Annotated in this window: 12 protein-coding genes and 1 tRNA gene; 3 read left to right on the top strand and 10 right to left on the bottom strand. The window is 47.7% G+C overall.

Annotated features, from left to right (window positions below; translation table 11 throughout):
• Nucleotides 1-49: 49 nt before the first annotated feature.
• The 5 genes from AACY98_RS07975 to AACY98_RS07955 all read right to left on the bottom strand — a co-directional run bounded on the left by AACY98_RS07975 (nucleotide 50) and on the right by AACY98_RS07955 (nucleotide 5428).
• Entirely contained in the window at nucleotides 50-934 is an 885-nt protein-coding gene (locus AACY98_RS07975) for a hypothetical protein (RefSeq protein WP_339803750.1), read from the bottom strand.
• Nucleotides 935-944: 10 nt separating this feature from the next.
• Complete coding sequence (locus AACY98_RS07970) at nucleotides 945-1088, bottom strand: hypothetical protein (RefSeq protein ID WP_339803747.1); 144 nt, start codon at nucleotides 1086-1088, stop codon at nucleotides 945-947.
• Nucleotides 1089-1204: 116 nt separating this feature from the next.
• Entirely contained in the window at nucleotides 1205-4252 is a 3048-nt protein-coding gene (locus AACY98_RS07965; RefSeq protein WP_339803745.1) for an SdrD B-like domain-containing protein, read from the bottom strand.
• 530 nt (nucleotides 4253-4782) lie between these two features.
• Nucleotides 4783-5031, bottom strand: coding sequence for a hypothetical protein (locus AACY98_RS07960; RefSeq protein ID WP_339803743.1), 249 nt, complete (start codon nucleotides 5029-5031; stop codon nucleotides 4783-4785).
• A gap of 4 nt (nucleotides 5032-5035) precedes the next feature.
• Complete coding sequence (locus AACY98_RS07955; RefSeq protein WP_339803741.1) at nucleotides 5036-5428, bottom strand: hypothetical protein; 393 nt, start codon at nucleotides 5426-5428, stop codon at nucleotides 5036-5038.
• 574 nt (nucleotides 5429-6002) lie between these two features.
• On the opposite strand from AACY98_RS07955, the gene AACY98_RS07950 reads away from it, so the two are divergent.
• From AACY98_RS07950 to AACY98_RS07940, 3 genes are all read left to right on the top strand, one after another.
• Nucleotides 6003-6563: a flavin reductase family protein gene (locus AACY98_RS07950; protein WP_339803738.1), complete on the top strand. Its 561-nt coding sequence runs from the start codon at nucleotides 6003-6005 to the stop codon at nucleotides 6561-6563.
• A 789-nt stretch (nucleotides 6564-7352) separates the two neighbouring features.
• Nucleotides 7353-7652: a hypothetical protein gene (locus AACY98_RS07945; RefSeq protein WP_339803735.1), complete on the top strand. Its 300-nt coding sequence runs from the start codon at nucleotides 7353-7355 to the stop codon at nucleotides 7650-7652.
• Between the two features lie 98 nt (nucleotides 7653-7750).
• The gene (locus AACY98_RS07940; protein ID WP_339803732.1) at nucleotides 7751-9244 is read left to right on the top strand and encodes a cytochrome c peroxidase; all 1494 of its coding nucleotides are present in this window, start codon (nucleotides 7751-7753) and stop codon (nucleotides 9242-9244) included.
• A gap of 340 nt (nucleotides 9245-9584) precedes the next feature.
• Here AACY98_RS07940 and AACY98_RS07935 read toward each other — a convergent pair.
• From AACY98_RS07935 to AACY98_RS07915, 5 genes are all read right to left on the bottom strand, one after another.
• Nucleotides 9585-9677, bottom strand: a tRNA-Ser gene (locus tag AACY98_RS07935).
• A gap of 21 nt (nucleotides 9678-9698) precedes the next feature.
• Complete coding sequence (locus AACY98_RS07930; protein WP_126977534.1) at nucleotides 9699-10973, bottom strand: aspartate kinase; 1275 nt, start codon at nucleotides 10971-10973, stop codon at nucleotides 9699-9701.
• A gap of 164 nt (nucleotides 10974-11137) precedes the next feature.
• Nucleotides 11138-12136 (bottom strand): tRNA lysidine(34) synthetase TilS, encoded by a 999-nt coding sequence (gene tilS / locus AACY98_RS07925; protein ID WP_339803730.1) that lies wholly within the window; start codon nucleotides 12134-12136, stop codon nucleotides 11138-11140.
• A complete protein-coding gene (locus AACY98_RS07920) occupies nucleotides 12120-13094 on the bottom strand; it encodes an acetyl-CoA carboxylase carboxyltransferase subunit alpha (RefSeq protein WP_339803727.1) in 975 nt (324 codons plus the stop codon). Before AACY98_RS07920 ends, tilS begins: the two co-directional genes overlap by 17 nt.
• Nucleotides 13095-13148: 54 nt before the next feature.
• On the bottom strand, nucleotides 13149-13811 hold the full coding sequence (locus AACY98_RS07915) for a DNA-3-methyladenine glycosylase family protein (RefSeq protein WP_339803725.1): 663 nt from the start codon (nucleotides 13809-13811) through the stop codon (nucleotides 13149-13151).
• Nucleotides 13812-13814: the final 3 nt, after the last annotated feature.

Below are 13814 nucleotides of genomic sequence, written 5' to 3'. Positions count from 1 at the left end.
CACTCTATCCTCCATCACCCATCAACTCTGACCAAAATCCATACCACCATCAAACTGCACCGCATGGCCGCCTCAACACCGCTCCGGCATACGCTTTCATGCGGTTTTGCTCATTGATATAAGCCTCATACGCCTGAAAGCCTCCTTGCAACCAAACAACCCGCCCATCAGCAGCAGCATGGTGCAGTAAAGCCTGTAATACCCTTAACGATCCATCATCCGGCGCAATCAACACCACCTGAACCGGATACGAGTTTTCCGGTGCAGAAATACCTCCCTGGCCAAGCAATGTGGTTATCGCAGCTTGTGCTGCTGCAACATCATCCAAGCCAAACTGCATCCATGGTGGCTCAGGCAAATACGCAATATCCTGCTCACTCAGCCCTAAAGTCACAACATGCCAGGGAACTGTCTGACTGCCAGCCAAAAACTGATCCGTTTCTATTTGTCGTACATTGCCTACACCATTTCCCTGCCCTGACAGATGCTTGGGCAATGCCCAAACTCCGCCATTCAGCGCATGCACATCAAACCCTGCCTGCCTTAACTGCATGCAGGCCGTATCCAGCATCAACTGATCAGTACCCGTTCCAACAAGCAGCAAAGAACGACCACGTAAGAACGACCTGTCCTCAATTTCATGAAGACCGACCTGCATGACATTATTTAAAGGGGATGCCTGCCAATCCGGTGAGGGCCGTACATCCAGCCATAACACCCCATCCTGCTGATATACCGGTTGCATCAGCTCATTCCAGCCAAGCCAGCATTCGGCATGTAACGGTTGCTTGTGTTCAATCCGCGGCCACCGGTGCTGCTCAGCCTGGGATGGCTGGCTGCTCTCAAGGCAGCCGGCCACCTCATCAGCCCTCCCGTAAACACTGAACACCCCGGCCAGCAGACTGACCAGCAAAACAAGTTGCATGTGATTCATTTGATGCTCCTCAGTTTGCCGGCACAGCTACCGTCACGGAATTGTTGCTGCCGCCAGGGTTGGAGCATCGTGGAACTTCATAATCTGGTGCCAGTTCCTGCGCACTCCCTTGCCCGGCAATACTTCTCCATGGGATAGGTTTCCCACTTTTCATAATCGTTCCTTTTTGAAATTAATTAACTGAGACTTAAAAGCTATGCTTTTTTAGTGAATATGCTCATTAGCTTCCATGTTTTTGCTCGCTTTCTATTAACTCATTGGCAGGTATTATTACTGTGAACGTTTTGCAAAGAAGTAGCCTTGTGCCTGCATCTGCGTCCCGAATCTAATATTTGCAATACCACCAGATGGGTTTGCTGTGCCGCCAGCATCTCCAATAGTCGCACTGCCATCGACCATACCCTCTATGTCCCCAACATCTAAGCTGTAGCTGTGGGGTTGGAAAAGATTATTATTCAATTCGTAGAAGGTAAAGCGTCCATTGGCATCGGTATAGACAATGCTATCCTCCAGAGTCATGCCTGCACGGATTCTAGAATTTCTTAATCTGACAGGAACACCTTCGATACCGTTTTCAGCTTCATCAAAGACACCATTCCCATTTTCATCTTCATAGACAATACCGGACAAAGAACTGCCTTTCGGGTCTGTATTGCTTGCAAATAGGTAATCTCTTGCGTGAGTCCCGTTTGCCAGAACAATTCCGGTCACATACAGATTTGGGGCAACGTTCATGCCTCCGACTGAACCAGGAGTAATGACACCATCAAACCGTTCATCAAAATCAATAGCTAGTTCATACGTGCCAGCAGGCAAGCCGCTAAAAATGAAGTTTCCTGATTCATCGGTATGGGTCACTGCAATACCAGTTGCACCAATTGTGGCTCTTCGCCCAGCTAAACCTGGTTCCCCTTCATCCTGAACACCATTTCCATTGAGGTCATGGAAAAGTTTGCCCGATATTGAGCCTGTCCCGGGAACCTCACGATAAGTAATGGTATATCCTTCAGCAGGTTGTCCTTCTTTAGGCCATACATTAAAGAAAGTCCCTCCTAAGATAGGAATAGCATTTCCTCCTGCATTACCAACTTTACTGGTAGAGAGAAACAGCCCTTCTTTATGTAATAAGGTTAATGTGTAGTAAACGTTTCCTTTGATATTGTGGAAAACAAAGTTACCCTCAGCATCGGTATAGGTAAATTTCTCCCAGTACCTACCGCCAATATAGGTTGTTAATACCACTTTGATACCTTCAACATCACACCCCGTGTTACACACAGCCTGACCAGATAACGAAGTCGTTCCAAAAGCCTGCTTCATAAAGTTATAGCCTGTTGCACCGTCTCCAGAAAACAATGTAATATCCGTTACTTTCCCTGGTTGAGACGTACCACCGGAGGTTCCTGCCTGGGCCCGAATGTCTTCCATACCATCGACATCGGATACCTGTAAGATATAAGTCCCCGCAGCCAATCCAGTAAACTGATAAAAACCGAGCTCATTCGTCTGAACTGTCATTGGAACAGAGCCGCCCTGAATATTTTGTTCACTCAATATCACCGCCACATTCATGATGCCGGACTCGCCAGCGTCCTGCACACCATTGCCGTTCATGTCCGCATACACCACCCCCGACAAAGAAGCCTGCGTTGGCAGTACAGTCGTCTGCTTGACAAAGTCATACCCTGTGGCATCAACCTGGCGCCCTAATGCAATCTGGGTAATCAGTCCTGTTTGCACCTGCCCGCCAGCACTTCCTGCGTAAGCTGCTACATCTTCAAGACCGCTGACTGAACCCGCCTCCAGTGAATATGTTCCTGGCTGTAAACGCGTGAAACAGAATTCTCCTGCCTGGTTGGTATGAGCGGTTAAAGATACATCGTCGCTACTGTCCGTGAGCCCGTGCAAAGTAACAGGCGCTACTGGCAAAGGCTGATTTTGTCCGCTCACAAGCTGGTAAACATGACCGCTGAGAGTCGAATAATCCCCTCTGACAAAAGCAATTGAATAAATACCTGTTGAATTTACGTCAAACACATTCAAAAAATAAGACCAGGTCAAATCACTGTTACGCGTTTGAGAAAGCCAGGCGTTTTCCGGTGCCAGCACTTTGCCATCAGAACGGGTTACAGAAATTCCATCGGCTTCACCGTGAAACGGGTCACCCACCTTCGCATAAACAAACCCCGGCGCAGCAGAAAATGTCAATTGTGCTTGTGCCCCGGAAACACTCAACTGAGAAGTTGACGACTGGTCACTGACCAGCGTATCCACATTGTCCGACTCATACACCCGCAGCACATCAACGTCTCTTGCCAGAAAATCGCGAATACCATCGCGTCCCGGCAAATCCACCAGCACATCATGCACCAGCGTATGCGTATGCACACTGTCAATCAACGATGTCAAATCTCCGCCCAGGCTATCGTCATGCGTAAAGCTGGCGTCGAACTCAACAAACCGGCCCATCAATGTGGTCACCATATTCCAGCGCCCCACCTTGGCTGCCCCTGCGGCAATATCACCAAAATCAAGCAACAGACTTTTCCCGGCCAACTGGTCCGAAACATACCCGCCTAAAATCTCAAAACCAATCAGCAGGTTCAAACGGTTTTCCACAATCTTGGGTTGTGCCGACTCAATCGTCGTCTTGGAAGAAACACCTTCCCCCGTATTCTGAATTCTCACACCCAGCGTAAATGGTATCTGCGGCTCTACCTCTTCCGTAAAAGGATCATCGGCATACACATCGTCCGGCAAAAAATAATCCAGCACCAGCATAGGCATCGGTTTCACCACAATAAAGTCCGGCGCGACTTCAACCGTTGTCACTACACCATTCAGCGTATACGTCACCTTCGCGCCCACATAATACAAAGTACCGGAACCGGTTGCCGTGCCTGCAGAAGGAATAATTAGCCAGTGCATCTCTGCAGAAGAATCAGCAGCAATGGATTCTGTGCCATCTATCGCATTAATGCCTTCCAAAGAATCCACCCTGTAAAAAAACTGAGCCGCTGTTGCATTAGGGTCCTGTGTGCCCACAACCAATTCTTCATTGGCATCCATGAACAAAAGCTGTACCTCAACATTTTCAATGGCAGAATCAGTCAACCCGTTGCGGATCACCATCTTGGCATCAAAAGCCTGGCGCTCCAGGGAAAGCTTCTGCTCAATAACAATCTTCACTTCTGCGCAAACCGCGCTGTTTTGAGCCCAGACCTGCTGCCCCGCAGGAATTAACCATAACAAAACCGCAAGCGCCCAAAGCAACCACGGTCCACACTTGTTTACACCCCATTTTTGATACATATTCATTTTGCTTTCCATCCATTCATGCGATAGCACCAACGATTCCCCTCATGCACACACTGCCCATTGATCCCGACTAACACATGTGCCAAGTTGCACACCGCACTTATCAGCCAGTTGTGCAAAGTGTAAAAATACAAATTCAAGTTATGTGAACGCCTGCATTGCCATTTGTCCTTCTTTTATATATTTTGGGAACAGAGAAACACACTGTCTTCCAGACAGGCAAGCAGTATTCAAACCAGGAAAAACGCATCAGAGCAAGGTCTGATGTCCATTACACATCATGGCAGTTACAGCGCATAGCGTCATCGTGTCTATACGCATGCCAGATTTATTCATCATCTCCCCAATACAGCAACTATGCTTTCCAACAAAAAGCAAATCACCACCAACAGCAATATACCTGCCTTAAGCAACTTGCTCCATATATTTCTAGGCTTTACTCGTATCATTTTCATCACACACCTCTGCTACACCATTTGAACTAAACCATCATCTGTAGGAAGCAGTGGCCCTGCCTCTCCAGTTACGACTCAAGCATTGGTATGCCCATGCCACAACAAGCCCAGTACGCTCAGCATGAGAGCCAGATCGGCAATGCCAGGCATACTCTTGACAAAATAAGGCTGGAACACTGCCACCATGGCGGCCACCAACACCAAGGTATAGATCAATCTCGAGCGCTTGCAACAACAGCAATTCAGTTTGACGATGGAAATAAAAATCACTGCCAACCCAAATATCAGAATCAGAAAGGCCAATGCATAATAAGTATGAGACATCTGATTACTCTCCCATTTTTTTGTTAAAAATGCGATTGGCGATTTTTTTTCCGGCATTTAGCATCCAGTCGATTACCTGATACCAGTCATCTCCAATCAAACCAATAATCAATGCCACTGGTGCAATCAGAAAATCCACTTCCAGCTCTGGCATAAAACCGGCCGTCAGCTTGGCAATCACTGTCGTCAACAAAATCGCCGTAAAAACCACCCGCACAAAATAAAAAATACTGCTGCTCTTGCTCTCGGTTGTACGCCTGCCCAGCGACCATGCTGCCCCGGTTGCAGCCGCAAACATAATCAACAGATAAGGACCGATGACCATCGCAACCGAAGGCCCAAAAATCGAAGTCGTCATCACCACAAACAACTGCATCACATCTGTGTTATCACTCATCATTCCTCCAATAAAAAACCACCTTTTCCCAAAGGTGGCCATAGCGTAAATGGGGATGACATTTTTATGTGAACCTTCATAAAATCGCTCACAGGCTTGCATCTAGTCTTTTTATGCCTTCTGACTCAATGTTTGAGTAAATGCTATCTGACAAGCACGCACAAATATGCATACCTAAACGGCGCTGGAAAGCGCTAAAGCATTTGGCTATGAAGGGCCAGCTACGCTTAGATATGTAACTTGCAGTTGTGTGAAGTGCAATGCATAGGTATCGCCGCTACACCAGTTTGAAGTTTGAGATACAAATATGTAACATTATTCAGAATTCATATAGCGTGCTTGATCACAACATATTGGCTTCTTTTAATTGGGTTGGTGAGGTAACACGCTGCCCAAGAGAAATCCATTGAGCATGCTTTGGCACATAAAGGAAACGAAGTTCAACTTTGAGCAAGGTCTCAGAGATTAACAATCATCACAGGTAGTACACTTTTGCACCATACTCAAATACTGAAGCTGAAAGAACATTAAAGTCTGATATTTCTGTATGCAGATATTTATTTAGGAGACTATTATGCGTAAGCAGCAGATAAAAGAGGATTTCCCAGTACATTTAGTACGCCGCTACCTTGAGCCAGGTCCTGTTGTTTTAGTCTCATCCTATTGGCAAGGTCAAATGAATATCATGACTTTGGGCTGGCATTGCGTAATGGAGTTTACCCCTTCTCTGATTGGCTGCATGATTTCAGAAGGCAATTACAGTCATTACTTGATTCGAAGTAGTGGCGAATGTGTCATCAACATACCAACGGCAGATATGGCAGAAAAGGTAGTTGGTATTGGAAATAGTACAGGAGCAGAGATTGATAAATTCAAGATATTCAAACTCACAGCTGATACTGCACAGAAGGTAAAGGCGCCATTAATTCGTGAAGCATATGCCAGCTTTGAATGCAAACTGTTTGATAAAACATTGGTCAAACGAAGAAATTTTTTTGTATTCGAAGTCGTAAAAGCGCATGTTAGCGCTACCCAAACTGCTCCTCAAACACTACACTACAAAGGTGATGGATTGTTCATGGTGTCAGGTAAAACAATTGACTTGAGTTCGCAATTCCGTCCTGAAATGCTATAGGACCTATTGACTCAGTTCCACAACAGTTAGTACAGATCTGATCTCTGACTCGCTAATTTTAGATGATCTCCATTGCTATAAACTCCTGTACCCAAAATCATCTGCCATCTACATAAATCGCATATGGGGGATGTAAAGTAAGCAAAACTGCTTTCCATACCAGTAATGCACTGATAGAGGGATCCTCCGCTTGAGTATCAAGACCCCCTTAAACAGCGACACATTCGACATCCATACATTCAGCCATGCCGACATCTAGCCAACATCGCCAAAGACACTGGACACGGCTACATAGAAAAACTGCTGGTGAAAAGTGCCTGCCACTTATCGTTTTGCCACAATGCTGTTCCTTCTTTTGGGATGGAACGCTTTTGATCGCTGTTTTTTCTAAGGCCAGATTGGCATACATCTAGTTATGCACTCTCCGTTTTCACCCCCTTGCGTTCAAATCATTGGTGCTCTCATGGTTAATTGATCTCCAATCAGGCATTGACAACAACAGACGCATCTCCACTGCTATTCATGCGTTGACCATAGTATCCTTATAGCTACTTGCTCTGGACCTGTCCTATATGCGTTCGCGTTCAATAAGAGCGCCTAGAAAATATCCGCTTCGCCCTGGAACGTCAACAGGGTATACCCGGTACACATTTCAATCTCTGCAACTGGAGAATAGGCTTCAACAATCACCTACAAGCTCATCAAATGAGAACTACAAAAAAATGCTGATGCAATTAACGTAACAAGATCCGCAGTTTGTATTAAAACAATAAATGGAGACAACAAACGATGATGACAATAAATCGAACTTTGATTCCCGGGGCACTTCTTTTTTTCATTTCAGGCGTTTCAACAACGCAAGCACCCGTACCAGAAATTGCTTTAGGCATGTACCGCGCCAGTGCTGCAAACAACTACGATCTTTTACCTAATACCATCAACATCATTGGAGCATCCAATGGCGCGCAGCTGCAATTTATGTCAGGTCCTGTGACAGTAAATGGCTCATCTTCCAACCACCCTGATTTCAGTATGCGAGCTGTGACCAGCAGTTCAATTACTGTGGGCAATGATTTAACCCTCATTTAGGGCACAAAAAGTATATCGAGAATATACCTGTATACTTTATGGAGAAAAGACTCATGAAAAAAGTAATCTCTATTGTGGCAGTATGCGCAGTCGTATTTGTGATTGGCTATCTGGCACTATCACTTTACGCTTGGCAATATGACAAACAAAGAAGTGTCAATATGCCAGAACTGGCTTTAGCTCCTGAGTCAAATAAAGAAATCCTGACCTTGTTTGCGCAAAAAGGATGTGATTATTGTCATGTTCCATCTACGGAACTGCCATTTTACTCATCCTGGCCAATCGCCAGCCAATTGATGAGCTATGACGTAAAACTGGGGTATTCCTCATTCAGCCTGCAACAGGTTTATGAGGCATTGCTCAACGATCAACCCGTTTCCCAAAGTGACCTCAATAAAATCGAGTGGACAATGGTCAATGGCACAATGCCCCCCACCCGCTACATTGCGCTTCACTGGGCCGGTCACCTCAGTGAACAGGAACGTGTAACGATTCTCAATTGGATTGCTAAACAACGGGCTGAATACTATGCCAGCAATGATATGGCACCCGAGCGCCGTAACGAGCCTGTTCAGCCTATTCCCAGACACCTGCCGGTAGATGAATCCAAAGTCGCTTTGGGATTCAGGCTTTACCACGACCCGCGTCTTTCAGGAGACAGTACCATTTCCTGTGCGCACTGTCATGCGCTCAATGCAGGAGGTGTAGATGGGCGGCAAACATCTATTGGTGTTGGCGGAGCCGTTGGCCCGATCAATGCGCCTACGGTATTTAACTCCGTATTCAATATTGAACAGTTCTGGGATGGCAGAGCCGCAACACTGCAGGAACAGGCAGGCGGCCCGCCTTTGAATCCGATTGAGATGGCATCAAAATCCTGGGATGAAATCATCAGCAAGCTCTCGCTTGACCCCGTGCTGACAAGAGATTTCCAAGCCGTTTATCCTGAAGGCTTTACCGGGGCAACCATTACCGATGCGATTGCAGAGTTCGAGAAAACATTGCTTACTCCAGATGCTCCTTTTGACCAATGGTTACGTGGCGATGAAAATGCCCTGACCGCACAAGAAAAGCGCGGCTACGAACTCTTCGTTGCGAACAAATGCGCCACATGCCATGGCGGCATCATTATGGGAGGTCGTTCCTTTGAGCCACTTGGCCTGAAAGAAGATTTCAATTTTGGAGAAGTCACCGCTGCTGATATTGGCAGAATGAATGTCACCGAAGAACAAAGAGACCGGCTACGCCAGAAAGTCCCTGGGCTTAGAAACGTCGCCATCACAGGGCCTTACTTCCACCGCGGTGATGTCACCACACTACACGAAGCTGTCCAATTGATGTTACGCCATCAGGTAGGTCGCAGCCTGCCCAACAAGGATATTGACGACATTGTAGCCTTCCTTAACAGCCTCACAGGCGTGTACAAGCCTTATATTCAGAAGCAAGAAAGCCTGATACAACCTGATCAGAGCGTCACATCTGAGGATGCTGATCCTACAGGCTTACAACAAAGCAGCATTGATACGCTGACCGCTACGCCCGATAAACTCGTTACGGCAGATAATGTGAACGGGCAACCTGTTGTTCATTAATCATCAGACTCCGGGTTTAATACATTAAACCCGGGTATCCGCCCGCGTACTAAGTTACTTTACTACGCTTTGCTCAGCTCCTATGCTTAATACGTGATTCATCTTTAATCCCGCCTCCGTATCCATCCCCTGGCGGAATTTTTTATCCACCAGAGTGCGATTAGGATTAGAACAGAAAAATTCGACGTTCTAATCACCAAATATCCAGGATGAGGTCTTCGCAGTTAATGACTTTCTTCACATGCTCATCAAATCCAAAGCTTAATCATGGGTATAAATATGGGCATATACATTTCAAAATAAAAAAGCCTAGTTAAATTAATTAACTAGGCTCATATTTTGGCGGAGACGGAGGGATTCGAACCCTCGATGCAGCTCATCACCACATGCTCCCTTAGCAGGGGAGTACCTTCAACCTCTCGGCCACGTCTCCGTAAAGATTGGCTATTATGCCCTATTTTTTGACTTCTTCCAAGTTAAAGGCCTTATGCAGAGCTCGGACAGCCAGTTCCATGTACTTTTCGTCAAGCACCACAGAGGTTTTAATTTCGCTGGTAGAAATCATCTGAATATTGATACCTTCTTCGCTCAAGGCGCGGAACATATCACTGGCAACCCCCACATGGCTGCGCATGCCGATACCAACGATGGATACTTTACAGATTTTAGTATCCCCCTCCAAAGATACACCTTGGCCCAAGTGAGGCACAACCTGATCTTTCAGCACTTCCATTGTGTGGGCATAATCACCGCGCTGCACGGTAAAGCTGAAATCGGTAAACCCTTCCTTGGAGGTATTCTGGATAATGACATCCACCTCAATATTGGCCGCAGCCACCGCACCCAGAATCTGGTACGCAATACCGGGCTTGTCAGGCACGCCCAGCACAGAAACTTTGGCTTCATTGCGGCTGAAAGCAATTCCGGAAATGACTGCTTGTTCCATCATATTTTCATCTTCCTCAAAAGTAATCAAGGTGCCTGAGTTGGCTTCTTCGTTGATGTCAATGTCCCAAGGCGTAAAGCTGGAGAGAACGCGCGTAGGTACATGGTATTTGCCGGCAAATTCCACAGAGCGAATCTGCAATACCTTGGAACCCAGGCTCGCCATTTCCAGTATTTCTTCAAAGCTGATGCTATTCAAGCGCCTGGCTTCGGGAACAATGCGCGGATCCGTTGTATAAATACCATCCACATCGGTAAAAATCAGGCACTCATCGGCTTTAAGCGCTGCAGCCACAGCAACGGCAGATGTATCAGAGCCCCCCCGCCCCAGCGTGGTGACATTGCCTTGGGGATCTATCCCCTGAAAACCCGTGATGATGACCACACGCCCTGCATCCAGGTCTTTCAATACCTTGGTGCCATCAATACTGAGAATACGTGCTTTGGTATAGGCGTTATCCGTATAAACAGGCACCTGCCAGCCGGCATAGCTGACTGCATCCATGCCCTCCGCTTGCAATGCAAGCGATAACAATCCCACAGACACCTGCTCGCCTGTTGCCGCAATAGCATCCATCTCGCGCAAGACACGCTCATTGGGAACTTCTGGCGTTAGCTCATTGGCCAACCCCAGCAGACGGTTGGTTTCTCCACTCATGGCCGATGGAACCACCACCATTTTGTGCCCTGCACGCGCCCATTTGGCTACGCGTTTGGCAACATTGCTGATGCGTTCAACCGAACCCATGGAGGTTCCGCCATATTTATGAACAATTAAAGCCATTGTCGATAAACCTACAATATTGAGACCACATGCACTCAAAACATGAGCGCAGAACAGTTTATTTTAATAGGCCTCAAGCACGTGTAAACATTTATTTACACAAGACAGGTTAAAACACTAGAACAATGCAGGATACTTACAACAACCGGGCTGAGCGAGCCTTCTCATTGCGGCCGGTATTGCAAAACAGCGTTATTCCGTACAACCACACCATGGCCGATCTTGAGATGAATGCTGTGCCCGCGCGTTTGGCAAGCAGCAATTTGCCTGAGCAGTTCCTCAAGCTGCCTGGTGCTGGCTGCTGTATGGTGAAATAGTTTCAGCCAATAGCGCAGCGCATTAGCCTGTCTCGCAGTTGGAAGGTTTTGTAAAGCTTTGATGTCGGGCGGATTGCCTGTCATCTGCAAATCCTGTTCTGCCAGTTCACTTAAAAGGGCTTGTGCATGCGCCGCATGGGTGGCACTGCGTGCAAACGTTTGCCGGTATTCCGGAAATGCCTTTGCTATGGCAGGAAGCACATCGAGCCGAATGCGGTTGCGGATATAGCGCCTGTCCTGGTTGGTAGGGTCTTCCGTCCAGATAATGTTTTGCTCACTGAGCCAGTTGCGTAAAGCCTCACCTCCCACAGACAATAAAGGGCGGGCAAAACACACACCATGCCGCTCGAATACCGCCGGCATACAGGCAAGTCCGGGCAACCCGGCACCACGCGACAGCGCCAGTATCAGCGTTTCCACCTGGTCATCTGCATGTTGAGCCAGCAGAACACAGTCCACATGTTGCTGATGTGCCATATCGGCCAGCGCACAATAGCGGTGAACACGTGCCGCATCTTCGGGGCTTTCACCAGGCAAATGACGCGCATCCACATGTTGTTCAAATAACGGAATATGCCACGCCTCGCATTGCTGCTGGCAATGCTGCCAAAACGCATCTGCAGCATCCTGCAACCCATGGTGCACATGCAGAGCAATCACTTTGTCAGGCCAGTGTCGCGCAGCAGCCAGCAATAGCGCCGTTGAATCTGCTCCGCCGCTGTAGGCAACAGCAATGCTGCCAACATCAGAAAATTGTTTTTTATTTTCAGTCAAAAAGCAGGACAGCGCTGTATCGGCTGGTCCTGCCGGAATGGCGGCAAATAGCGGATTATTTTTTACCGGCATCCTTGAAACGCCCATAACTCATCAGGCGTTCATACCGTTTGGCCAGCAAGTCCTCAACCTTCAGGTCTTGAAGTTGGCGCAAAGCCTCCGCCAACTCCTGCTTCAATGCCTCTGCCATTGCCTGTGAATCGCGATGCGCACCGCCAGAAGGTTCATGAACGATTTTATCGACAATGCCCAAAGGCTTCAGCCGTGCGGCGGTAATGCCCAGGGCTTCAGCCGCCTGCGGTGCATTGTCTGCCGTCTTCCACAGAATGGAAGCACAACCTTCTGGTGAAATAACGGAATAGACAGAATACTGTAACATCAGCAGTTGATCACATACGCTGATAGCCAAAGCGCCGCCAGACCCGCCTTCGCCAATAATGGTTGTGATGATGGGCACTTCAAGCTGGGCCATTTCATAAATATTGCGCCCGATCGCTTCACTCTGCCCTCTTTCCTCTGCGCCAATTCCCGGATAAGCCCCAGGCGTATCAACAAAGGTGAATACAGGCAGGCCGAATTTTTCTGCAGTCTTCATCAAGCGAAGCGCTTTACGATACCCTTCAGGCTTACTCATACCAAAATTACGTTTGGTGCGCTCTTTGGTATCGCGGCCTTTTTGATGCCCGATCACCATACACGCATACCCATTAAAGCGGGCCAAACCGCCCACAATAGACTGGTCATCGGCGTAATGGCGGTCGCCATGCAGCTCCTGAAAATCAGTGAACATGGCACGGACATAGTCCATCGTGTACGGACGGTCAGGATGGCGGGCAACTTTGTTGATCTGCCAGGGCGTCAGTTTGGCATAAATGTCTTTGGTTAATTGCTGGCTTTTTTTCGTTAACCGTCGTATTTCTTCAGAAATATCAACGGCCGATTCGTTTTGCACATGCCGCAATTCTTCTATTTTGCTTTCGAGCTCTGCAATGGGCTGCTCAAAATCGAGAAAATTTCTTTTGTTACTCAACGCTGCTTCTCCTCAACGCACATGGCATTTTAGCGCACTTTGTGGTCGGTCCGTTTAATAAGCTACCGGTAGTGGATCCAGACTGCGCCAGATATACCAGGTCGCCACTGTCCTATAAGGGGTCCAGGCCTCGCCAAGCTCTCTGGCTTCGGCTCTGGAGACGGGCTCTCCCGAAAAATAAACTTGACTGATTCCTTTAATTAAACCGACATCATCCAGTGGAAACACATCGGGCCTGAACATGTGAAATATCAGAAACATCTCAGCCGTCCAGCGACCAATGCCGCGCACAGCAACCAACTCGGCAATAATGGCCTCATCGTCCATCTGCTGCCATTCTGCAGGGCGGATTTTACCGTCGGCAAAATGGGCCGCCAAATCACGTATGTATTCTACTTTACGGGTAGACAGTCCTGCTGAACGCATCTGCTCAACCGATAAGGATAACACGCTTTCCGGCTTCAAACGCCACTGATCCATCGGGATCAACTGCACGAACCTGTCCCAGACAGATTGAGCTGCCTTGACCGAAATTTGCTGCCCAACGATCGAACGCGCCAGCGTGACAAATGCATTGCCTCTGGACTCCAGACACCCTTCAGGGTACTGTGCAATCAAACGGCGCATGATACGATCCCGTTTGGACAGATGTGCACAGGCCTCAACCCAATAGTCGGGTAAGATAACCTGATGCGTTTTCTTTTTTACAGGGGTCATCAC

Origin of the sequence: Saezia sanguinis (assembly GCF_963921665.1) — a bacterium.
GTDB lineage: Bacteria > Pseudomonadota > Gammaproteobacteria > Burkholderiales > Burkholderiaceae_C > Saezia > Saezia sanguinis.
This window is presented reverse-complemented; position numbering and strand designations above follow the sequence as displayed.

Coding starts and splice junctions, on each gene's coding strand:
- AACY98_RS07930 (WP_126977534.1), bottom strand. CDS start 10,973: ATGGCTTTAATTGTTCATAAATATGGCGGAACCTCCATGGGTTCGGTT.
- AACY98_RS07955 (WP_339803741.1), bottom strand. CDS start 5,428: ATGAGTGATAACACAGATGTGATGCAGTTGTTTGTGGTGATGACGACT.
- tilS (WP_339803730.1), bottom strand. CDS start 12,136: ATGCCGGTAAAAAATAATCCGCTATTTGCCGCCATTCCGGCAGGACCA.
- AACY98_RS07975 (WP_339803750.1), bottom strand. CDS start 934: ATGAATCACATGCAACTTGTTTTGCTGGTCAGTCTGCTGGCCGGGGTG.
- AACY98_RS07915 (WP_339803725.1), bottom strand. CDS start 13,811: ATGACCCCTGTAAAAAAGAAAACGCATCAGGTTATCTTACCCGACTAT.
- AACY98_RS07965 (WP_339803745.1), bottom strand. CDS start 4,252: ATGAATATGTATCAAAAATGGGGTGTAAACAAGTGTGGACCGTGGTTG.
- AACY98_RS07970 (WP_339803747.1), bottom strand. CDS start 1,088: ATGAAAAGTGGGAAACCTATCCCATGGAGAAGTATTGCCGGGCAAGGG.
- AACY98_RS07945 (WP_339803735.1), top strand. CDS start 7,353: ATGATGACAATAAATCGAACTTTGATTCCCGGGGCACTTCTTTTTTTC.
- AACY98_RS07950 (WP_339803738.1), top strand. CDS start 6,003: ATGCGTAAGCAGCAGATAAAAGAGGATTTCCCAGTACATTTAGTACGC.
- AACY98_RS07960 (WP_339803743.1), bottom strand. CDS start 5,031: ATGTCTCATACTTATTATGCATTGGCCTTTCTGATTCTGATATTTGGG.